Source organism: Amycolatopsis thailandensis (assembly GCF_042723255.1).
GTDB lineage: Bacteria > Actinomycetota > Actinomycetes > Mycobacteriales > Pseudonocardiaceae > Amycolatopsis > Amycolatopsis thailandensis.
Genome location: NZ_JBHXJK010000038.1, coordinates 14,896 through 36,034, shown reverse-complemented (window position 1 = coordinate 36,034; position 21,139 = coordinate 14,896). Strand labels below are relative to the sequence as shown.

At 69.4% G+C, this 21,139-nt stretch carries 15 protein-coding genes; 3 read left to right on the top strand and 12 right to left on the bottom strand.

Annotation, left to right across the window (positions count from 1 at the left end; genetic code table 11):
- Window positions 1-102: 102 nt before the first annotated feature.
- The 3 genes from ACFWMR_RS17455 to ACFWMR_RS17445 form a co-directional block, all read right to left on the bottom strand.
- Window positions 103-2,220, bottom strand: coding sequence for a putative bifunctional diguanylate cyclase/phosphodiesterase (locus ACFWMR_RS17455; RefSeq protein WP_378379070.1), 2,118 nt, complete (start codon window positions 2,218-2,220; stop codon window positions 103-105).
- Window positions 2,221-2,325: 105 nt separating this feature from the next.
- Window positions 2,326-3,375 carry an alpha/beta hydrolase gene (locus ACFWMR_RS17450; RefSeq protein ID WP_378379069.1) on the bottom strand — a complete coding sequence of 350 codons (1,050 nt, stop codon included), beginning with the start codon at window positions 3,373-3,375 and terminating at the stop codon, window positions 2,326-2,328.
- 70 nt (window positions 3,376-3,445) lie between these two features.
- Window positions 3,446-4,795: a cytochrome P450 gene (locus ACFWMR_RS17445; protein WP_378379068.1), complete on the bottom strand. Its 1,350-nt coding sequence runs from the start codon at window positions 4,793-4,795 to the stop codon at window positions 3,446-3,448.
- 171 nt (window positions 4,796-4,966) lie between these two features.
- Between ACFWMR_RS17445 and ACFWMR_RS17440 the strand changes: the two genes are divergently transcribed.
- Window positions 4,967-5,782 (top strand): SAM-dependent methyltransferase, encoded by an 816-nt coding sequence (locus ACFWMR_RS17440; protein ID WP_093934355.1) that lies wholly within the window; start codon window positions 4,967-4,969, stop codon window positions 5,780-5,782.
- A 138-nt stretch (window positions 5,783-5,920) separates the two neighbouring features.
- Here the strand turns inward: ACFWMR_RS17440 and ACFWMR_RS17435 are convergent, their stop codons facing one another.
- Complete coding sequence (locus tag ACFWMR_RS17435) at window positions 5,921-6,406, bottom strand: hypothetical protein (protein ID WP_093934396.1); 486 nt, start codon at window positions 6,404-6,406, stop codon at window positions 5,921-5,923.
- A gap of 122 nt (window positions 6,407-6,528) precedes the next feature.
- Here ACFWMR_RS17435 and ACFWMR_RS17430 point away from each other — a divergent pair, with 122 nt between their 5' ends.
- Window positions 6,529-9,228 (top strand): AfsR/SARP family transcriptional regulator, encoded by a 2,700-nt coding sequence (locus ACFWMR_RS17430; RefSeq protein WP_378379067.1) that lies wholly within the window; start codon window positions 6,529-6,531, stop codon window positions 9,226-9,228.
- On the opposite strand, the gene ACFWMR_RS17425 is transcribed toward ACFWMR_RS17430, so the two are convergent.
- The 8 genes from ACFWMR_RS17425 to ACFWMR_RS17390 form a co-directional block, all read right to left on the bottom strand.
- A complete protein-coding gene (locus ACFWMR_RS17425) occupies window positions 9,221-10,018 on the bottom strand; it encodes an alpha/beta fold hydrolase (RefSeq protein ID WP_378379066.1) in 798 nt (265 codons plus the stop codon). The genes ACFWMR_RS17430 and ACFWMR_RS17425 overlap by 8 nt on opposite strands.
- 70 nt (window positions 10,019-10,088) lie before the next feature.
- Window positions 10,089-11,237 carry an epoxide hydrolase family protein gene (locus ACFWMR_RS17420; RefSeq protein WP_378379065.1) on the bottom strand — a complete coding sequence of 383 codons (1,149 nt, stop codon included), beginning with the start codon at window positions 11,235-11,237 and terminating at the stop codon, window positions 10,089-10,091.
- A gap of 72 nt (window positions 11,238-11,309) precedes the next feature.
- A complete protein-coding gene (locus ACFWMR_RS17415; RefSeq protein WP_378379064.1) occupies window positions 11,310-13,655 on the bottom strand; it encodes a polysaccharide lyase 8 family protein in 2,346 nt (781 codons plus the stop codon).
- 110 nt (window positions 13,656-13,765) lie between these two features.
- Window positions 13,766-15,223 carry an aldehyde dehydrogenase (NADP(+)) gene (locus ACFWMR_RS17410; RefSeq protein WP_378379063.1) on the bottom strand — a complete coding sequence of 486 codons (1,458 nt, stop codon included), beginning with the start codon at window positions 15,221-15,223 and terminating at the stop codon, window positions 13,766-13,768.
- A 15-nt stretch (window positions 15,224-15,238) separates the two neighbouring features.
- The gene (locus ACFWMR_RS17405; RefSeq protein ID WP_378379062.1) at window positions 15,239-16,384 is read right to left on the bottom strand and encodes a hypothetical protein; all 1,146 of its coding nucleotides are present in this window, start codon (window positions 16,382-16,384) and stop codon (window positions 15,239-15,241) included.
- Between the two features lie 4 nt (window positions 16,385-16,388).
- Window positions 16,389-17,645: a glucarate dehydratase family protein gene (locus tag ACFWMR_RS17400; protein ID WP_378379061.1), complete on the bottom strand. Its 1,257-nt coding sequence runs from the start codon at window positions 17,643-17,645 to the stop codon at window positions 16,389-16,391.
- Between the two features lie 2 nt (window positions 17,646-17,647).
- Window positions 17,648-18,592 carry a 5-dehydro-4-deoxyglucarate dehydratase gene (locus ACFWMR_RS17395; RefSeq protein ID WP_378379060.1) on the bottom strand — a complete coding sequence of 315 codons (945 nt, stop codon included), beginning with the start codon at window positions 18,590-18,592 and terminating at the stop codon, window positions 17,648-17,650.
- A gap of 47 nt (window positions 18,593-18,639) precedes the next feature.
- Window positions 18,640-20,151 carry a sodium:solute symporter family protein gene (locus tag ACFWMR_RS17390; RefSeq protein ID WP_378278674.1) on the bottom strand — a complete coding sequence of 504 codons (1,512 nt, stop codon included), beginning with the start codon at window positions 20,149-20,151 and terminating at the stop codon, window positions 18,640-18,642.
- Between the two features lie 154 nt (window positions 20,152-20,305).
- Between ACFWMR_RS17390 and ACFWMR_RS17385 the strand changes: the two genes are divergently transcribed.
- Entirely contained in the window at window positions 20,306-21,124 is an 819-nt protein-coding gene (locus ACFWMR_RS17385) for an IclR family transcriptional regulator (protein ID WP_378278675.1), read from the top strand.
- Window positions 21,125-21,139 lie beyond the last annotated feature (15 nt).

The following is a 21,139-nucleotide window of genomic DNA, read 5'->3' as shown; positions in this document are numbered from 1 at the left end:
GTGCATGCCTCCGAGGTGCGGTACGGGATCTGGGATGTTGCCCAATCCGCCCGCGCACGTCAACCCTCGGGTAACTTAGCGCGCCTCGCTACGGCAAACGGCCTAACCGAAGTAGCGTCCGGCGCCGACGTGGGCACCGGCCGAGCGCCACCAGCCGGCGTCGCCGGTCGAGTCGATCCCGTCCGCGATCACCGTCGCGCCCGCGATGTTCGCGGTCTTGATGAGGTTCCGCAGCGCACGTTCCGCCAGGGGTTCCGTCCGCCGTTCCGCGAGCCGGGGAGCGATCCGGACCGTCCGCACGGGCACGTCCACGAGACAGACGACGTCACCGGCCACGCCGAAGTCCTGCAATTCGGCGTCGACCCCGATTTCGGCGAGGAGGTGGAGGTTGTCGACGGTCTCCCCGAGTTCGGCGAGCACGGCACCGGCGGGGAAGCCCAGTCGCAGCCGTGACGGCCCGAGCCCGGTCGCGGCGAGCACGTTCCGCACCGACCCGACGAGGTCGGGGTCCGCGGCCTGATGCGGTGTCAGGCCAACGACCATCGGGAGCCTGTCGTCCGATTCCTCGCACGCCGTGCGGATGAGCCATTCGCCGAGCGGCACGATGAGACCGGTTTCGTCGGCGAAACGGACGCAGGTGTCGTGACCGATCCGGCCGTGGCGCGGATGGTTCCACGCGAGCCGCGCCTCGATACCCGCCGGTTTGCCTTCCGCGAGCCACGTCAGCGGCCGGAAGTGAACCTCGATCTCGCCGGTCTCCCAGGCACCCGCCATGGAGACGGCGAGGCCGAACTCGTGCCGTTCCCTGGTGTCGAGGGCGGAATCGGACAGCGCCCACTGCCGGTAGCCGTTGCTCTGCGCCCGGCGCAGTGTCATGTCGGACACGCGCAGGAGTTCGTTCGGCGCGATGTCGCGGGGCGGCCGGTGGACCACCCCGACGCAGGCCGAGACCGCGACCCCGCTGCCGCCTTCGAGGTAGACCGGTTCGGACAGTTCCTGGTTGATCATGCCGATGACGGTGGCGACGTCCGGGCTGGTGGCGGTGTTCTGGATGAGGATGCCGAACTCGTCCCCGCCGATCCTGGCGACGAGCGCCTCCTCGCCGCCCACGACGGCACGCAGCTTCCCGGCGACGTTCTTCAGCAGGTTGTCACTGAGTTTCTGCCCGAGACCGCCCGCGATCAGGGAGAACCCGTCGAGGTCGAGGTGATAGACCGTGACGCCGAAGGCCGGGTCCGCGTGCCGCAGCGCCCGCTCCAGGCGGGTACCGAAGAACTGCCGGTTCGGCAGGCCGGTCAGCGGATCGTGCAGGGCCTGACGGCTCAGCTGCCGCTGGAGCAGCGAGACGTCGGTGTCGCCGTCGACGAGGGTGATCAGCTGCTGGGCCTCGCCCGCCGGGTCGCGGATGACGGCGCCGGTGAACCCGGCCCACGTCGGCTCCTCGTCGTCGGCGGTGACGAGTCTTCGCGTCAGCTCTAGCCGCTGAGTCTCGCCTTCGAGCAGCTTCCGGTAGCCCTCGCGCAGGCCGTCCGCGTCTTCCGGATGAATCTGGTCGTAGAGGTTGAGCCCGGTCAGATCGGCGACGGGCCGGTTCAGCATCTCGGCGAACGCCGGGTTCACCCGCTGGACCCGGCCGTCCACCCTGGTGACGGCCACCCCGGTCTTCGAGCCGGTGAACAGCTGCTCGAAACGCGCCTGCGTGAGCACCAGCTCGCGCCGTGTCTCGCGTTCGAGGGTGACCAGCGTGCGGCTCAGATCCTCTTGCTGGCTCTGGATGCTTTCGCGCAAGGCCTCGCCGTAGCCGGACGCGAGCGCGCCCAGCACCTGCAACACCCGTTCGGGGAGCGATTTCACGCTCCGCAACTCCGGTTCGTGCAAGAGCCCCTTGCCGAGCACCTCCATCGTGCGACGCAGGCTGTCCGGCCCGACGCACCTGAGCGCGACGAGCCGCGCGCCGGCCTCGGCGGCCTGCGCGGGCTCGGAGTCGTCACTCAGCACCGCCGCGAACACCTCGTCCAGCAGAGCGGAGAAATGCTCTTCGATCTGGGCGTGGGTGTACGGAAGATACGCCGTGCCGGTGACCAGGTACGCCCATTTGCGAGCGAGCGTGGCCCTGGTCGGCGCGGCGTTCTTCCGCTTCGGCGATGCGGAGGACGAAGTTCTCTTCGGGGCGTCCGGCGATACGGAGAACTCATCGCCGTTCGGAAGTGGGGCAGTCACGTCCGCCGGTCCTGGGGTCGTTTTCGCATTCCGTGGTGGAGAAACATCCTCCACGATTCTCTGGCCGTACTCACGGTTTACCAGTCACCCAATCGGGTGGTAACCCTACGGTACTGCAACACCGACCTTGTCCCTCAGCCAATCGCGTGTGGCGTCCCGGTACAGCGACGCGTTGCGGTGCAGCGCCAACGAATGTCCGGCACCGGGCAGAACATACGTGGAAAGTTCGGCTTCGGGCGCGTAGTACGGCGCTTCCGCCGGACGCAGCGTCGCGCCGCTCGAACAGTCCCGGAGCGCGAACAAACCGCAGAACAGGATGTCTTTTTCCCCGATCGCCTGGAAAACCGGCACTCGGATCGCTTTCGTCGCGGGCAGTACGATCCCGAACACGGCGACGGTCCCCATTCCCGGGACCGAAACCTGATCCTTGGTCGCCTCGTCGGCGGCAATGACCTGCGGGTCGGAATTTTCCGCCGCGTAGAAGAGGCCGGCGCGCGCCCCCGGTTTCGTCGTGAAATAGAGCGGATCACTGCCGAGCGAACCGAGCTGGTCGTCCGCGAACGCGGGCTGCAGACCGAAGAGCACACCGAGGGTCAGGGCGGGTACCGACGGCAGATGCGTCATGCCGGAGAGGATCACGCCGTCCACGTCCTGGTACGTCGACGCCTCGGCGGCGACGATGCCCGAACCGACCGAATGCCCGACGATCACGACCTTGGCGAACGGGGTGCCGCCGACCCGCCCCGCGCGCAGATGCCCGACCACCTCGTGCATCGATCGCGCGAGCGCCGGCAGCAGGAGCGGAAGGCTCGGTGGCTTGCTGCTCCCGCCCGAACCGAGCTGATCCGCCGCGAAGGTCGCGTAGCCGTGTTTGGCCATGTCACGCTGGTACGAGTAGCGATCCGGGTCGTAGGGCAGGTCCCAGTAAGCGCTGTTGTAGGTGCCGCCGTGCACCAGCAACTGGACGGCCGCGGGCGCCGGGCCGTCGGGCAGGCAGAACCGGCCGTGCACCGTCGCCGGTCCGCCGAGCGGGCCGGTGACCGGCAGATCCACGTCGGTACACCGGATCTCGACGGCCGCCGCCGGGGCGGCGACCAGGAAACCACCGAGGAGCGCGCAGCACGCGGCCACCGCGGTGGCCAGTTTGAGCGGCATTCTCACAGAACCCTCTCCGGAATCGGAACGCTCGGAAGGAGCATGAACCTTACATCGGGTAATCGAACGCTCACCGCCCGCCCGGCGTTCGCGGCACCACGGTCATCGGCAACCGGTTCGGCTGCATGGTCGCTTTGATCTTGGGAAAGACCTTCACCCCTGGTAGCGGCTCCAGCCGCCACCTGGCACCGATCGTCGCGGCGACCAGGGCGATCTCCGTGGGCGCGAACTGGTGTCCCGGGCACAGCCGGGCGCCGGCGCCGAACGGGATGAAGGCGCCCTTCGGCACTTCGGCGGCGCGCTCCGGCTCCCAGCGATCCGGGTCGAACCGTTCGGGTTCGGGGAACCAGCGCGGATCGCGGTGCAGCGTGTGCTGACTGACCGCGACCTCGGTACCGGCGGGAATCCGCACCCCGCCGAGTTCGACGTCCTCCCGCGCGCGCCGCATCAGGATCACCGGCGGCGTCCGGCGGACGACCTCGTTGATGATCCGGTGCGTGTAGACCAGGCGCGGCAAGTGCTCGAACCGGGCGGGCCCGCCGTCCAGCACCTCGTCGACCTCGGCGTGGAACCTGCGCTCGATGTCCGGCCGCGCCCCGATCTCGTGGAAGAACCAGGCCAGCGCGACGGCGGTGGTCTCGGCGCCGGTGGTGAGGATCGTGATGACCTCGTCCTCCACCTGGCGGTCGGTCATCTTCTCGCCGGTCTCGTCGTCCTTGGCCAGCAACAGCATCGACAGCAGGTCGCCCTGGTCGCCGCCCTTCTCGCGGGCTTGAAGGACCGCGTCGCCGATGACCCGCCTCAGGCGCGCGGCCGCGGCGTCGAACTCCCGGTTCGCCGGGATCGGCAGCCGCTCCACGAATTTCGGCGAGAACGCCCGGACCATGACGTACTTCAGCATGATCGGAATGGACCGCTGGATTTCGGCGAGCGCTTCGTCGCCGAGTTCGGTGGAGAACAGCGTGCGCCCCGAGATGGTGAGCGCGAGGTCCTGCATCCGCCGGTCGAATTCGACCACCTCGCCCGGCTTCCACGAGTCGGCAAGGTCTACAGCGAGCTTCGTCATCGTCGTCTCGGCGTAGAGCGCGATGCGGCTCCGCTGGAAAGCGGGCAGCATCATCCGCCGTTGCCGCTGGTTGAAGGCTCCGTTGGAAGTGGCGAGCCCGTCGCCGAACAACGGCCGCATCTTGTCGAACACGATGCCTTTGTCGAACTTCCCCCCGTCGACGGCGAGCAGCCGCCAAGCCAGTTCCGGGGTGGTGACGAGGTAGACCGGCATCGGGCCGAAGTCGAGGCGGACTACGTCTCCGTGCGAGGGCAGGGACGACAGCAGTTTCAGCGGGTCGCGCAGCATCGGCACGGTGTGCCCGAGCAGCGGCCATCGGCCCGGTGCGACAGCGACGTCCGGAGGTGGTGCCATCGTGCTCGTCTCCCGGTGCCTGGACGCTGAACCCGGTCACCTTAGGACCGCCGGGCCGCGGACGGGGTTCCGCCGCCGCACATCCACACGATCGGACGATGGCAGCCGGTTCTCCGGCTCCGGATAGACTCCTGTGCCCCAACGGATCCCAACCGAACGGCGGCGACGACGGTGACTTCGAACCTGAGCTGGGTACCCCCCGAGGTCGACACGACCGTGCCGAATCCCGCGCGGGTCTACGACTACTGGCTCAACGGCGACCACAACTTCCAGGCCGACCGCGACCTCGGCGAACAGATCCTGAAGATCATGCCGGGGATCCGCGACGCGGCCCGGCTCAACCGCGCCTTCCTGCGGCGTGCCGCGCTGCACATGGTGGAGGCGGGGGTGCGGCAGTTCCTCGACATCGGCTCCGGGATCCCGACCGTCGGGAACCTCCACGAGATCGTCCAGCAGCTCGACCCGACGTGCCGGGTGGTCTACGTCGATCGCGAATCGGTCGCCGTGGCGCACGCCAAACTGCTGCTGCGCGGCAACGACCGGTGCGCTGCGATCCAGGCCGACCTCCGCGACGCCAACGACATCCTCGACGCGCCCGAAACCAGGGAGCTGCTCGATCTCGACCAGCCGATCGGGCTGTTCATGTTGCTGCTGCTGCATTTCGTGCCGGACTCGTGGGATCCGCACGCGATCCTGGCCCGGTATCGGGAACGCATCGCCCCCGGCAGCTTTCTCGCCATCTCGCACGTCGCCGCCGACGCGGACTCGAGCGGCCTCGACGAAGCCATCGAGGCGTACAAGAGCACCCAGAACGACCCCATCCCCCGGACCCACGACCAGGTGCTTTCGTTCTTCGAGGGCTTCGACGTCGTCGAGCCCGGCGTCGTCGGCTGCGCGATGTGGAACCCCCAGGGAGCCGGCGACATGTCCAACGACCCGGAGATCAACGCGCTGCCGTACGCGGGGGTGGGCCGGAAGCCCTCGTGAGGCCGAACTCGCGTGATCGGGCACGCGAGTTCCGCCTCCAAACACGCGAGTTACGGCTTCAAGCACGTGAGTTACGGCCTCGAGCACGTGAGTTACGCGTCCGAGCACGCGGGCCGGACCCTGCCGGGCACAGGCGACTCAGGGCAGCACGTCGGTCACGGTGTCCTTGATGACCTGCCACTTGCCGTGCTCGCGTACCAGCGTCAGGCTGATCGTGTAGTGCCTGTCGATGTTCTGCGACGGCGCCTTGTAGTAGGCGTCGAGGATCGCGAAGCCCATCTTGCAGTCCTCGACGACGGTGTGGGTCACCGTCCACGGCATGCTCCACTCGTACGGGAGCTTGAACTGCACGTCGACCACCGGCTCGACGTTGGCCTCGTAGCCGATGAACAGGTTGCCCTTGCGCCCGACGGTCACCATGTTCTTGTGGATGATCGCCCGGTAGCGGGCCTCGTCGCGTTTGTTGTAGCTGTCCATGTCCTCCCAGACGGCGCGGTCGAACGCGCGCTGACAGGCCTGCCGCTCGTTTTCGGCCTGCTGGTCACTGGCCGAAGCGGCCGGTACGCCGATGCCCGCCGCCGCCACGACCAGACCGGCCAACGCCGCGTAATACCGCTTGCGCATGGGGTTCTCCTCATCCTGTCCGTTTTCTTCCACCGGCAGGTTCGCCGGACGGCGCATCACAGCTGCATCACTTCCGCACCGGCGCGGGCGCGGGGCCGGTTAACCTCGCGGGAGGGGGTGCGATGGAGTTCCGGATTCTGGGGCCGGTGCAGTGCCGCAGTGGCGCGCGGCCACTGAAGCTGGCGGGATCGCGGCAGGAACGCATCCTGGCGGCGCTGCTGCTCGGCGCCGATCACGTCGTCTCGGTCTCGCGGCTGGTGGACGTCGTCTGGGACGACGATCCGCCCGCCACGGCCGTCCGCCAGATCCGCAACCTCACCACCGCCCTGAAGCGCTCCCTGGTCGCCGAGGGAGCCGACGACGACGTCCTGACCGCCGAGGGTCCCGGTTTCGTCCTGCGCCCGGGTACTTTCGACCTGCGCTCGTTCGAGGAGCACGTTTCGCGTGGCGAGTTCCGTGAGGCGCTCGGGTGCTGGCACGGACCCGCACTGTCCGGTGTGGACAGTACGGCTTTGCGCGGCGAGGCGGACGAACTCGACGAGCGCCGCCTGTCCATTGTGGAACGTTGCCTCGACGAAGAGATCGGCACCGGAGAGGATCGTGTCGCGGAACTGACGGCCCTGGTCGCCGAGCACCCGTTCCGCGAGGCGTTCACCGGACTGCTCATGCGCGCGCTGCACCAGCAGGGCAGACAGGCCGACGCGCTGAACGTCTACCGGCGGGCGCAGGCGCGGCTGGTGGAAGAACTCGGGATCGATCCCGGCCCGAAGCTGCGCGAACTCTACGAGCGGATCCTTCGCGACGAGCCGGAATACGGCAAGGCGCGCTGCTTCCTCCCTTACGACGTCCCGGATTTCACCGGCCGGGAGGACGAGATCCGCCTTCTCCTCGACGCCGTCCGGCTGGGGCGCCCGGTGGCCGTCGACGGAATGGCCGGGGTCGGCAAGACCTCGCTCGCCGTCCACGCCGCGCACCGGCTCGCCGCCGACTTCCCCGACGGGCAGCTGTTCGTGGATCTGCACGGCCACTCCCCGGGCCGCGAACCCCTCTCCCCCGAAGCCGCGCTCGAAGCCCTGCTCGGGCAACTCGACATCCCGGCGAGCAGGCTTCCCGGCGGCGTCGACCGGCGAGCCGAACTGTGGCGGACCAGAACGGCGGGCCGGTCGCTGCTTGTGGTGCTCGACAACGCCGCGAGCGCGGAACAGCTGCGGCCGCTCCTGCCCGGTTCGGCCACGGTCGCCCTCGTCGTCACCGGCAGGCGACGGCTGGCCGCAGTCGACGGTGCCGCGTCGCTCAGTCTCGAAGTCCTGCCGGACGAACAGGCGGGCGCGCTGTTCGCGGCGGCGTCCGGCAGGCCGGATTCAGGAGTGGCCGCGCTGTGCGGGAATCTTCCGCTGGCGATCCGGATCGCGGCCGCCCGCTTGCAGAATCGTCCACAGTGGACCGTGCGGACGCTCGCCGAGCGCCTGGGTTCCGAACACGACAGGCTGGCCGAGCTGAAGGTCGCCGGACGCGACGTCGCCGCGGCGTTCGCACTGTCCTATCGGGAGCTCGACGTCGCGCAACAGCGCATGTTCCGTTTACTGGGGCGGAATCCCGGCGCCGACATCGGCGTGCCCGCGGCGGCCGCGCTGGCCGGTACCGGCGAACCCGAGGCCGAGCGCCTGCTGGAGGACCTGCTCGACGCCCACTTGCTCAGGCAGCCCGCGCTGGGCCGGTACTCGTTCCACGACCTGATCGCCGAGCACGCCCGCAACGCCGCGAGTGACGAGGAATCGGCTCCGGCGGTGAGCAGGCTGCTCGACCACTACCGCGAAGGCGGCGGTTCAGGCTGGTACGAAACGGAACGGGCCAACCTGATCGCGGTCACCCGCCACGCCCTCGGCTCCGGTCGCGAAGACCACGCCTGGCGGATCGCCGTGGACACCGCGGAGCACCTCCGGGAGAGCGGGCATCTCGACGAACTGCTCGCCGTCGCGCGCACCGGCATCACCGCCGCCCGCCGGATCGGCGACCCGCACGCGATCCAGCTGAGCCTGGCAAGCCTCACCCTGGCGTTCTGGGAGAACGGTCGGCTCACCGAAGGAATGGACTGCGCCCTGGAGCGTTTGGACGTCGTCCGTGCCGCCGGCGACCGGGCGGCCGAGGCGATCGCCCTGTCCAGGGCAGGCGCCCTGCACAGCATGCTCGGCCGCTACCCCGAGGCGATCCGGTTCTATCGCGACGGGCTCGCCGTCGAAGAGGAGTCCGCCGCCGCCGCGCTCTGGACCAATCTCAGCAACGCGCAGGAGGTCCTCGGCAGGCTGGACGACGCGCTGGTCTCCGCCCGGAGAGCGGTGGAGCTGCGCGAGGAACCTCGCGGCATGATCCTGAGTTCGGCCCAGCTCGGTCTCGTCCTCGCGCGGCTCGGCCGGTTCGACGAAGCGTTCGACGTCATCGAACGCTCGACCACCGCCTCGCAGGATCTCGGCTATCCGTTCGGCGAGGCGTGGAGCCGGATCGACCACGCCGACTCCCTGCTTCTCGCCCACCGTCACGGCGAGGCGCGGGAGCAGGCCGAACGCGCGTGCGAGATCCTCACCCGGCTCAATCATCCGCTGCTGCTGGCGATGGCGGCCAACAGCCTGGGCACGGCCTGCGTCGCGCTCGGCGAGACGGCGGCGGGGCTCCGGCGGCATCGCCTCGCACTCGAAACGGCGAGGCGGATCGGCTACCGGCTGCAAGAAGCCCGCGCACTGGCCGGCTTGGGACGAACCCGAGCCGCGCGGGACCTCTACACGGCGATGGGCCTGCCTGCCGAATCACTGAAGGTCGTCACCTGAGGAACTCGGTGAGCGGCCCGCGCAGGACGTCCGGCTGGTGGAGGACGCCGTGGTCCTGACCCTCGACCGTGACATACCGGGCGCCGGGGATCGTGTCGGCGACCGCGCGGGTGCCCGCGCGCATCCAGGCGTCGCTCTCCCCGCCGTCCAGCACCAGCGTGGGCACGGAGATCTTGGCCAGCTTGCCGTCGGGCAGCACGTTTCCGGGACCGCACAGGGCGAGGTCGTAGGGCAGGGTGTGGGCGAGGCCGGCGAACCAGGCCCAGAACGTGTCTTCCCGCATCCCCTTGACGACTTCGGCCGGGGTGCCCGTCCCCTCGACCAGGAAGAGTTCCGCCGCGCCGTCGCGGTCGCCGTCGGCGATCAGTGCCCGGACACGGTCGAAGAGGTCGGCCGCCGGCCGGGGACGGCTGTCGTCGACGACGAACGGCGGCTCGTACACGGCCAGGCTGGTCATGACGACACCTCGGGCGGCCGCCTCCAGCGCCAGCACGGCACCCGACGAGTGCCCGAAGACCGCCGCCGAGCCACCAGCGTGGTCGATCAGCGCGGCGAGATCCTCGACCTCGCGTTCCACCGAATAGACAGCGCCCGCGCCGCTGTCGCCGCGGCCGCGCCGGTCGTAGGCGAACGCGGTGAAGTCCGGGGACAGCGTCGCGGCGAGACCGGCGACGGTCGTCCGGTCGTTGAACGCGCCGCCGACCAGGATCACCGGCGTGCCCTCGCCGGTCCGGTCGAAGGCGATCGGGGTGCCGTCGGCCGAGGTCACGGTCTCGAACGAGGTGGTCATCAGGTCCTCCACAGGGTCGCTTCGACTTTAGCTTCGTCCCTGGGTCGGAGCCGATGACCACCGCTCGACATCACTTCCGGAGATTCCCGAAGAATTCCCGGAGTTCGGTCACGACGTCGTCCGGGACGGCCATCGCCACCATGTGGCTCGGGCTCTCGTGATCGGCCCAGCGCACGATGTCGTTCTTGCGCGAGGCGATCTTCCGCAGGGCGGACGGCCCGCCATGCGACACCCCGGTCGGCACGAGCTTCTGGTCGATCGGCATCGCGGCCGCGCCCTCGTAGTACGGCCACAGCGAAGTGGCGCCGGTCCCGGTCAGCCAGTACAGCGTGGCGTTGGTGAGCAGCAGGTCGCGGTCGATCGGCTCGGCAGGCGCGGCGCCTTCGGGCCAGCCGTCGAACTCCTTGAACCGTTCGACCAGGTACGCCAGCTGCGCGACCGGCGAATCGAGGAAACCGAAGCTCAGCGTCTGCGGCCTGTTCGTCAGGTACGGCGCGTAGCCGCTACCACCGGCGAAGCGCTCCATCAGCCCCGTCAGTTCGGCCTGGTCCTGTTCGGTGAGCCCCTCGAAATCGGCCGGATCGCCCATCGGGACACCGAGTCCGGACGTGATGTGCGAGCCGATGACGTGCTCGGGCGCGTGCACCGCCAGGCAGGGCGTCACCAGCGCGCCGGCGTCGTTCCCGTGCGCGCCATAGCGTTCGTAGCCGAGACGGCTCATCAGCTCCGCCCAGGTCCGCGCCACCCGCGCGATGTCCCACGGCCGCTCGTCGGCCGGTTCGGGGAACGGCGAGAAGCCGAAGCCGGGCAGGGACGGCGCGACGACGTTGAAGGCACGCGACGGGTCGAGGCCGTGGGCTCGCGGGTCGGTCAGCGGCCCCACGACGTTCAGGAACTCGGCGATCGAGTTCGGCCAGCTGTGCGTCATGATCAGCGGGATGGCGTCCGGTTCCGGCGAGCGGACGTGGAGGAAGTGCACGCGCTGGCCGTCGATCTCGGTGACGTACTGCGGGAACTCGTTAAGCTGCTTCTCCCACGCGCGCCAGTCGTAACCGTCTCGCCAGTACTCGGCCAGGTCCTTGAGGTAGGAGACCGGAACACCCCGGCTCCATTCGGCACCGGGCAGCGCCGACGGCCAGCGGGTGCGGGCCAGCCGGCCGGCCAGGTCGTCCAGCTCGGACTGCGGAATGTCGATGCGGAACTGCTCGATGTCGGTCATGGACTGACCGTACGAGCCATTCAGGCCAGATCCTGACCTAAATGGCCCGCTACCGGCCATGCATTTAGTCCTCTAAATGCGGATCACCTGGGTCGCGCCGAACGTGTCCTTCACGGGCACCTCGACGGTCTTCCGCCGCACGGTCACGCGCAGGACGTCCTGCCGCTGCGTCGGGTCCGAAACGGCCAGCTGCCAGCCGTTCCCCTTCCGTCCCAGCGCCACCGACGCGGGTCCGGACACCGACACCTCGTCGACCGAACCGGCGGCGAAGAAGTTCGCGAGCAACGTCGCGTCCCACAGCCGGACGGCCTGCGCGGTCGCGGTGTTGGACCGCACGCGCCACGACCAGGCCGAGGCGATCGTCTCCAGCACCGACGCGGTGGGCAGCACGGCGTAGGCGTAGCTCGCGCCCGAAGGGGCGGCCCCGTGCTCGATCACCAGCTTTTGATAGCGCCGGGTGTAGGGCACCGTGGTGCCCTTGGTGTTGGCGCCCTTGTCGACGTCGCGCCAGGTCCCCGTCCGGTCCTCGCGCAGCGCGGTCACCTCCGCGTCGTCGAGCAGGACATAGCCGCCGACCTTCTCCAGATGCAGCCATCGCTTGCGCCGCAAGGACTCCGAACCGCCGACGAGGTGGCCGTCGGCGAGCAGGGCACCCGAGCCGTTCTCGCCGAGGTTGCGGTTCTCGATGGTGGTCCGGATCCGTTCGCCGGAGGAATCGGTGATCCCTGCGCCGAGGCACACCACACCGGACGCCGTGAAGAACCACGACTTCTTCGCGGTCAGCGTGCCGTCCTGCGAGACGAAGTCGAGGGCGTGCGCGCCGTGCCGCGCGTCCCAGCGGACACCGCCGCAGTGATCCTTGCCGGTCAACGGGACCGACTCCAGTTTGGGAGGCGGTCCGCTCTTGGTGGTCGTGCCCGGCAGCAGCCGCGGATCGACGGTCGGCCAGTAGGCGTCGGTGAAATGTCCTTTGGCCGTGGGCAGGAACAGGTACAGCGCGCCGTCGCCGACGTGCCAGCCGTGCAGGTTCATCGAGTTGATCGACTCGTACCGCGAGATCCGCGTCGAGGCGACGCCGAGCGAGGCCGACCAGCCCTCGGTGACGTGCACCATCCGGTCCTGCTGGCCGAACACCCGGTGCGCCGCGACCGTCCGCGCCGGACGGGTCCCGGTCGCCAGCAGCTCCTGCGCGAACTCGATGCCGGGGATTCCGACGAGGTCGGGGCCAGGCGCGAACCGCTCGGGGTCCGGGATCTTCAGGTACGGCGCGAAGGTGTCCTCGGTGATCCACTTCGCGGCGAGCCCGCCGAGTTCCTTCTCGCGTTCCCCGCTCGCCGACCGCGCCAGCAGCACGACCGCCCCGGTGAGCTGGTGTCCGATGTCGTGCGCGGATTCCCCTTGCCGGGAAAGGAACCGGCCGCGGACCGACTCCATCAGCGCGCCCGCGTGGACGAACGGCGCGAACGTGTCGGAGACCAGCGCGTACGCCGCCTCGCGGACGTCGGCGGGCAGTTCGAACTCCGTGCCCTTGGTGACGTGGATGGCGGAAGCGAGGGCGGTGAGCAGGATGATCCCGTAGTGCCCGGGATACGGCACCGAATCGTGCTGGAGGAAGGAGCCGTCGGTGTGGAAGCCGTCACCGGCGGCGCGGTGGAGCTTGGCGATGACGCTCGCCGCTCCCCCGCCCTCGACGTCGGTGAACGCTCCGACGCCGCGTTTGATCCGTTCGGCGTCGCCGAGGATCGCGCCGGAGACGATGGAGATCGTCGACTTGTCCGCGCGGTTGGCGCCGGTCTCGACGACGCTCGGGTTGTTCGTGCGGAGGTTCGGGTTCCCGGAGAACTTCAGCACCGGCTTGAGGTACTTGGCGAGTTCGTCCCGGGTCAGCTCGTCGGCGACGGTCGCGAGGACGTGCAGCAGGTAGAGCGGGACGCCGATCTCGTAGGTGTACCAGTTGCCGATCTCGGCGGTCTTCTCGCTGTACTGATCGCTGGTGTACAGCAGTTCCAGCGCGCCCTTGATCCGGGTGAGCACGCCCGCGTCGCCCGCCAGCGTGCCGCCCGGAGTGCCCCAGTTGACCGCGATCGCGCGGAGCCGGGCGTACATCGACGTCGTGAAGTCGCTGCCCGGGCCGAGCGGGAGGTCCTTCCACAGTGGACCGTCGCCCACCGTCATGCTGTCGTGGTAGGACTTCGCGACCCGATCCAGGTTCGCCAGCGCGGCGGTACGTTCCGCCGACGGCCGGTCGATCCCGGTCTGGAGTTCACGGTAACCGGCGACGATCGAGGACATGCCGCCCGTCCCCGACGCTTGGGCTGACGAAGGGCTGGCGAGAGCCGTCGCGAGAGCCACCGAAGCAGCCGCCGCCGCGCCTCCCCGCAGCGCCGTTCTCCTGTCGACGTAACCGAATCCGGGCATGACAGAGCCTCCCAAGAGGGGTCGAAAGACGGTAACCAGGGCGGCGGCGGGTGGTGGGGCCTCGTGAGTGGTAAGGACGGTTAGAACCGTCCTTACCACTCACGAGCTTTCTAGCGTTTCCCGTCGGTCCTGCGCGGCAGGCCCCACGGGTTGTTCTCCTGCAACGGTTCCGGCAGCAGCGCGTCGGGGAAGCCCTGCCAGGCGATCGGTCGCAGGAACCGCTCGATCGCGGCGGTGCCGACCGAGGTGCTGGTCGGCGCGGTGGTCGCCGGGTAGGGACCACCGTGTTCCTGTGCCCACGTGACGGTGACGCCGGTCGGCCAGTCGTTCCACAACAGACGGCCGGCGACGCGGGTCAGCGACGGGAGGACCGGGCGGATCCAGTCCACATCGGACTCTTCGCCCTGGATGGTCGCGGTGAGCCCGGGTTCCATCACGCCGAGCAGGCTGATCAGCTCGGCCTGGTCGGTGTAAGTGACGATCAGCGACGCCGGGCCGAAACACTCCTCGCGGACCGTGTCGCCGTCGGCGAGGAAGTCCTTGGCGGTGGTGGCGAGCAGGGTCGCGCCGTGCGAGATCCCTTCCGTGCCGCCGGATTCCGACAGCACCTCGACGCCGTCGACCTCGCTCAGCTTCGCCAGCCCGTCGGCGAAACCGGCCGCGATGCGCTCGTTGAGCATCGGCTGTGCCGGGATCGCCGCGACGGCCTCGCGCAGCGTGTCCTCCAGGCCGTGGCCCTCGGGCAGGAAAAGCAGCCCCGGTTTGGTGCAGAACTGCCCGGCGCCGAGGGTGAACGAACCCGCGTACGCCTTCGCGATCGCCTCACCACGCGCGTCGATCGCAGACTGGGTGACGACGACGGGGTTGACGCTGCCGAGCTCGCCGTAGAACGGGATCGGCGACGGCCGCGAGGTGGCGATGTCGAAGAGCGCCCGCCCGCCCGGCACCGAACCGGTGAACGACGCCGCCTGGATCCGCGGGTCCTTCAGCGCGGTGACGCCGGTCTGCTGGCCGTAGACGACCGCGAAGATCCCTTCCGGCGCACCGGCCTTGACCAGCGCCTCGCGCAGGACCTCACCGGTGCGGGCGGACAGCTCCGGGTGACCCGAGTGCGCCTTGAGCACGACGGGGCAACCGGCGGCCAGCGCCGACGCGGTGTCCCCGCCCGCGACGCTGAACGCGAACGGGAAGTTGCTGGCGGCGAACACCAGCACCGGTCCGATCGGGGCGAGCAGCCGGCGGATGTCCGGACGCGGTCCCATCGGCCACGCGGCGTCCGCGTGGTCGACGGTGGCGCCGAGGAACGAGCCGTCGGCCAGCACCTCGCCGAAGAGGCGCAGCTGGAACGTCGTGCGCTTCAGCTCGCCCTGCAACCGCGGGGCGGCCGGGAGATGCGTCTCCTGGTTGGCCAGCGCGATCAGCTCGTCGGCGGCCGCGTCGAGGGCGTCCGCCGCGGCGTTCAGCCAGGCGGCGCGCTGGGCTGGGGTCGCGGCCGCCGTCGTGCCTGCCGCATCGGCGGCGGCCGCGAGGATCTGTTCGAGCGTGGCGGGATCCGTTGCCTGGCTCATGATTTCGTGATTCTCCTAGAGTTCTTGCGCGGCGCTGACGGCGGCGATGAGATCCGCCCAGCGCCCCGGGCCGGCGAGGCCGAGGTGGTACAGGTGCAGTTCGGTGGCGCCCGCCTTGCCGAGTTCGAGGGTGTAGGCCTCGATGTCGGGAACCGGGCTCGCGGCCACCGCGGTGATGTAGCTGCCGACGGCGACCTTCTCCGGCAGCTTCGCCCGCGCCGTCGCGACGGCACCCACGCTGGGGTGACCGGGTGCCCAGTTCTGCAGCACCACCGCGTCGACGTCGGCCGGGGCCGACGGCGTCAGCCCCGGCAGCGCGCCGGTGACCCACGGGTCCATCGCGCCGTGCAGCACGATCCGGGGCCCGGACGGGATCTTCGCGAGCACCTCGCGCCGGAGCGCGTCGGTCGCGTTCTGGCGGGTGTCGAGCAGGACCTGCCGCAGGGTGGGCAGGATCTTGTCCTCGGTCGCGCGGAGGTCGCCGCTGTCGATCAGCCGCCGGACCTCGGCCCGCAGCTTGCCCAGCGCCTTCGCCGGGTCCTGACCGGCCGCGGCCCACGCGTCGAGACAGGCGTCGCAGCAGCAGATCGACAGCAGCCGCGCCACCGCGGGCGACCAGACGCCGTCGGTCTTCTCGTGCTGGTGCTGGTGAACGGCGCCGAGCGGACCGCAGGCTTCGAGGATGACCGTGGCGAAATCGAGCCCGGCGAGGCTCTCCGCCGTCACGTTCGCCGCGTACTCGCGCACCGCGGGCTGGCCGGGGCACAGCGCCCACGGGTACCGCTCGCCGAAGCAGTTCCGCACGGTGTAGTCCGGGAACCGGATGCCCAGCTGCGAATTGTGGGTCAGCACGATCCACGCCGCGGCCGGGATCCCCGCCTCGTTCAGCGCCCCGACGGCGTCGCCCGCGCTGTCGCGGCTTTCGACCCAGTCCGGCTCGGCGGGCTTCAGCTCACCCCAGGCCTCGTCGCGCACCGGCCGGTACAGCGCCGCGTGGCGCGCGACGACCGAAGTGCGCTCCGGCGACCAGGGCGTCGCCGCGCGGGCGCTGTGGTACGAAACGGCGACGGCGACCTCGTCGACGCCGAGTTCCCGTACGCGCTCGACGAACCCGGGATCGTCGACGACGTCCCAGGGATAGGCGTATCCGGTGACCTTCACCCCGTCACCACCGTGCTGTGTTCGGTTCGAAGTTTCCGACGAACTTCCGCATATAGGTCACGTCATCCCGTTTGGTCTGTCCACTGCGGACATATTCTTCATGGGCCCGCGCCAGCGCGTCGGGGTCGAGCTCGACCCCCAGCCCCGGCTTGTCGGGCACCGCGACCGCACCGTCGACGAACTCCAGCGCACCCGGGGCGATGACGTCGGCCGTCTTCCACGGCCAGTGGGTGTCGCAGGCGTAGGTCAGGTGCGGCGTCGCCGCGGCCACGTGCACCATAGCGGCCAGGCTGATCCCGAGATGACTGTTCGAATGCATGGAAAGGCCCACGTCGAAGCATTCCGCCGTGATGGAAAGGGCCTGGGTGTCCCGCAGACCACCCCAGTAATGATGGTCCGAAAGTATTACCCCGACCGCCCGCTGCCGGAAGGCGGGCTCGATGTCCGCGAAGCGCACGACGCACATGTTCGTGGCCAGCGGCATGTTCGCCTTCTCCGCGACCCGCGCCATGCCCTCGATACCCGGCGTCGGGTCTTCGAGGTACTCCAGGACACCGTCGAGCTCCTCGGCGACCCGGATCCCGGTTTCGACGGTCCACGCCGCGTTCGGGTCGATGCGGAGCGGGTGGCCCGGGAACGCCTCGGCGAGCGCGCGGATCCCGGCCATCTCCTGCTCGGGGTCGAACGCACCGCCCTTGAGCTTGATGGAGCGGAAGCCGTACTCGTCGACCATCCGCCGTGCCTCACCGACGAGCGCCTCCGGCGTGGTCACCTCGCCCCACGAGTCCTCCTCGGCGCCGAGGTGGGCGCCGAACTTGTAGAACAGGTAGGCGGAGAAGTCGACGGCGTCGCGCGCCTTGCCGCCGAGCAGATCCACCACCGGCCTGCCGAGGTAGTGGCCCTGCGCGTCGAGCGCGGCCACCTCGAACAGCGAGTACACGCTGGCCACGGTCTTGCTGACGGAGAAGCCGCCGGTGAGACCGTGCGCGTCGGCGAAGACGACCTCGCCCAGCGTCGTGGCGACCTTCCGGCGGAGGCCGGGCAGGTCGAACACGTCGTGCCCCTTGAGTTCCGGCAGCACCTTCCGGACCTGCTCCAGGAACGCGAGGTCACCGTAGGACTCGCCGAGGCCGACCACTCCGTCCTCGCAAATCAGCTGGACGACACCGCGTAGCGCGAAGGGCTCGTGCACCCCCATCGCGTTGAGCAGCGGCGGGTCGGCGAAGGCGACCGGGGTCAGGACGACGTCGAGAACCTTCATCTTCAGGCACCGGCCTCGACGGACTTGAGGACGGCGAATCCGTCGTCGACGATCTTCTCCAGGCGGGCGACCTGGTCGGCGGTCGGCTCGACCAGTGGCGGCCGGACCGAGCCGACCTTGTCCCCGCGCAGCCGCGCGGCGGCCTTGACCAGCGACACGGCGAAGCCCTGTCCCTCGTCCCGCAGCGCCACGAGCGGCAGGTAGAACCCGGCGAGCAGCGCCTCCATGACGACGTCGTCCTTCTCCGCGAGCGCGCGGTGGAAGCGGGCCGCGATCTCGGGGGCGAAGCAGTGCACGGCCGAGGAGTAGCGCGCCACGCCGACCGCGGCGTAGGCCCGAGCGGAGACCTCGGCCGTGGGAAGACCGTTGAAGAACAGGAAGTCCCGGGCGCGGTCGGTGTCGACCGAGCGGATCGAGGTGATGATCCGGCTCATCAGCTCGACGTCGCCGAAGCCGTCCTTGAGACCGACCACCGTCGGGATGCCGAGGAGTTCGACGGCGGAGTCCGGGGTGAACACGCCGGTGGAACGGTGGTACACGATCACCGGGATCGAGGAATCCCCGACGGCGTACCGGACGTGGTCGACCAGCCCGGACGGCGGGCCGGTCACCAGGTACGGCGGCAGGAGGAGGACGCCGTCCGCGCCGCCCGCCTCCGCCGCCGCGATCCCGGCACGGGCCGTCGCGGCACCGCCGCCGGCCCCGACCCACACCGGCACCCGTCCGGCGACGACCTCACGAGCCTTGCGCAGGATCGCTGCGTGCTCGTCCGGGGACAGCGAGCTGAATTCGCCCGTACCGCAGGCGACGAACAGCGCGCCGGCCCCGGCGGCCACGTGGCTCTCGACGGTTTCCGCGAACGCGTCGAGGTTGAGTTCCAGCCCCTCGGTGAAGGGGGTCAGGGGGAACGCCAGCAGGCCGTCGAGCTCGATCTTGGTCTGTGCCATGGATTTCTCTTTCGTTCTTATCGGTTGATCCCGGGTTCGGGTCCCGGTCAGGCGGGCACGGTGGTGCCGTCCTGCGACTTGCGGGGGGTGAGGTCGTCGTCGCGGTCGATGGTGTCGATGATCTCGTCGGTGGAGGCCTTGCGCTCGGGCATGAGGTAGCCGAGCCCGATGAACAGCGCCAGTGAGACCAGGATCGGGGTGGACACCGTGACCGCGAGGGTGGCGTTGTAGCCGTAGTAGGCGATCGCGTAGGCGACGAGACCGCCCGCCCACGAGATCAGCGCGGCGCGGGAGCCCGAGCGGCGGAACGCCGGGAGCATGCCGAGCAGCAGCGGTACCGAGATGGGGCCCATCAGCGCCGCGACCCACAGCACCACGATACCGAGCACACCGCCGAGTTTCTCGGCCTGCGTGGCCACCGCCATGGTCAGCACGACGAAGATCACCGTCGAGATCCGTGCGGCGAGCAGCCCCTGCGATTCGGTGAAGCTGCGGGCCTTCTTCCACAGCACCGGCATCATGTCGCGGGTGATGACCGCGGAGATCGCGTTGGCGTCGGAGGACACCATCGCCATGGTGTGCGAGAAGATCCCGGCCAGCACCAGCCCGACCAGCCCCGGCGGGAGGAACGTCGTGGTCATGATCGCGTAGGCGTTGTTGGGGTTGGAGATGTTCGGGATCAGCAGCGGGGCGGCGAACATCGGGAACATCATCACCAGCGGCCACACCAGGTACAGGATCGAGGAGAGCCGCGCGCCGCGACGGGCTTCGTAGGTGTTCGGCGCGGCCATGTAGCGCTGCGCCAGGTTCCACATACCGCCGTTGTACTCCAGCGTCTTCACCAGCACGTAGACGAGCAACACCACGGTGGTGAACTTCGACGTGGTCGGGTTGAGGTGGGCGGGCGGGAGGTCCCCCCACACGGTCCACAGGCCGGAGACGCCGCCGAGCTTGTCCAGCACGACCCACAGCATCACGATCGCCGCGATGGCCTGGATGACGAACTGGCCGAAGTCGGTGAGCGCGTCGGCCCAGAGACCGCCGACGGTGCAGTAGATCAGCGTGATCGAGCCGGTGATGATGATGCCCCAGGTGTAGGGCACGCCCGCGAAGACGTTGAGGATCGTCGCGACCGCGAACCACTTCGCCGCGATGTCGAAGATCTTCAGGAGGCTGCCACTCCAGGCCAGCGCCTGCTGCGTGGGCACGTTGAAGCGCTTCGCCAGGTATTCGAGCGGCGAGGCGACGCCGAGCTTCGAGCGCAGGCGGTTCCACCGCGAGGCGAACAGCCAGCTGCCGATGCCGACGCCGATACCGATGCTGGCCATTCCCCAGAAGTAGACGGTGATGCCGTCCGTGTAGGCGACGCCCGCGTACGCGACGAAGAGGACCGCGCTGTAGCCGGACATGTGGTGGGAGATCCCGGCCAGCCACCACGGCATCTTCCCGCCGGCGGTGAAGAAGTCGCTGACCGTGTTGACCCGGCTGTGCGACCACAGCCCGATCACCACCATCAGCACGAAATACGCGGACACCATGATCCAGTCCAGCAAATGCACCGCTGACTCCTTTCCGCGTTCACGAAGGTCCAGCCCGACCTGTTCACATCCATGAACGGAGTCTGTTATAGTGATTATGTTCATCCATAAGAACGCTGTTCGGGACGCTAATATGGCCAGGGTCACAAGTCAACGGCCGGTTGGAGGAGTGCGGATGCCACAGCAGGAAGCCCCCGCTGTCACGGTGGAGAACGGCGTCTCCGCCGCTCCCGAACCCGCCGGGGTCAAATCCGCCCGGCGGGCGATCGATCTCATCGAGACCTTCGCCGCGAACGACGTGTGGCTCTCCCTGTCGGATCTCCACGCCCGGACCGGTTTCCCCAGGTCGAGCCTGCACGGCCTGCTCCGCACACTGCTCGAAGCGGGCTGGCTGGAAGTCGACACCAACACCGCCCGCTACCGGCTCGGCGTCCGCGCGCTGATCTGCGGCACGGCATACCTGGACCGCGACCCGGTCGTCCCGTACGCGACCGAGGCGCTGGAGCGGATCCGGGAGAAGACCGGCTTCACCGCGCACTTCGCGCGCCGCGAGGGCACCGACGTCGTCTACCTGGAGACACGCGAGTCACGGCACTCGACGCATCTGGTGTCCCGCGTCGGCCGCACGCTGCCCACTCACGCGACCGCGCTGGGGAAGGCCTTGCTCGCCGAACTGACGCACGACGAGATCGACGGGCTCCTGACCGGAGAGCTGTCGGCGCTGACCCCGAACACCATCACCTCGGCCGAAGCGCTGCACGCCGAATGCGCGAAGACCCGCGAACGCGGCTATGCGGCGGAAATCGAGGAAGGCAGCCTCGGCGTCCGGTGCGTCGCGGCCGTGATCCCGTACCGCATCCCCGGCACGGACGCGATCAGCTGCTCCATGCCGGTCACCGAAGTCACCGACGCCGACGCCCAGCGCGTCGGCGAGCTCCTCGCCGAAATCACCGCGGAGCTCGGCCAGCAACTGCGCCGCGCCGGCATCCGCTGATCGTCTCGCACTTTC

Excerpts from the sequence above, each read along its gene's own strand:
- ACFWMR_RS17450 (WP_378379069.1), bottom strand. The coding sequence starts at position 3,375 with ATGCCGCTCAAACTGGCCACCGCGGTGGCCGCGTGCTGCGCGCTCCTC.
- ACFWMR_RS17445 (WP_378379068.1), bottom strand. The coding sequence starts at position 4,795 with ATGGCACCACCTCCGGACGTCGCTGTCGCACCGGGCCGATGGCCGCTG.
- ACFWMR_RS17435 (WP_093934396.1), bottom strand. The coding sequence starts at position 6,406 with ATGCGCAAGCGGTATTACGCGGCGTTGGCCGGTCTGGTCGTGGCGGCG.
- ACFWMR_RS17430 (WP_378379067.1), top strand. The coding sequence starts at position 6,529 with ATGGAGTTCCGGATTCTGGGGCCGGTGCAGTGCCGCAGTGGCGCGCGG.
- ACFWMR_RS17425 (WP_378379066.1), bottom strand. The coding sequence starts at position 10,018 with ATGACCACCTCGTTCGAGACCGTGACCTCGGCCGACGGCACCCCGATC.
- ACFWMR_RS17420 (WP_378379065.1), bottom strand. The coding sequence starts at position 11,237 with ATGACCGACATCGAGCAGTTCCGCATCGACATTCCGCAGTCCGAGCTG.
- ACFWMR_RS17415 (WP_378379064.1), bottom strand. The coding sequence starts at position 13,655 with ATGCCCGGATTCGGTTACGTCGACAGGAGAACGGCGCTGCGGGGAGGC.
- ACFWMR_RS17410 (WP_378379063.1), bottom strand. The coding sequence starts at position 15,223 with ATGAGCCAGGCAACGGATCCCGCCACGCTCGAACAGATCCTCGCGGCC.
- ACFWMR_RS17400 (WP_378379061.1), bottom strand. The coding sequence starts at position 17,645 with ATGAAGGTTCTCGACGTCGTCCTGACCCCGGTCGCCTTCGCCGACCCG.
- ACFWMR_RS17395 (WP_378379060.1), bottom strand. The coding sequence starts at position 18,592 with ATGGCACAGACCAAGATCGAGCTCGACGGCCTGCTGGCGTTCCCCCTG.
- ACFWMR_RS17385 (WP_378278675.1), top strand. The coding sequence starts at position 20,306 with ATGCCACAGCAGGAAGCCCCCGCTGTCACGGTGGAGAACGGCGTCTCC.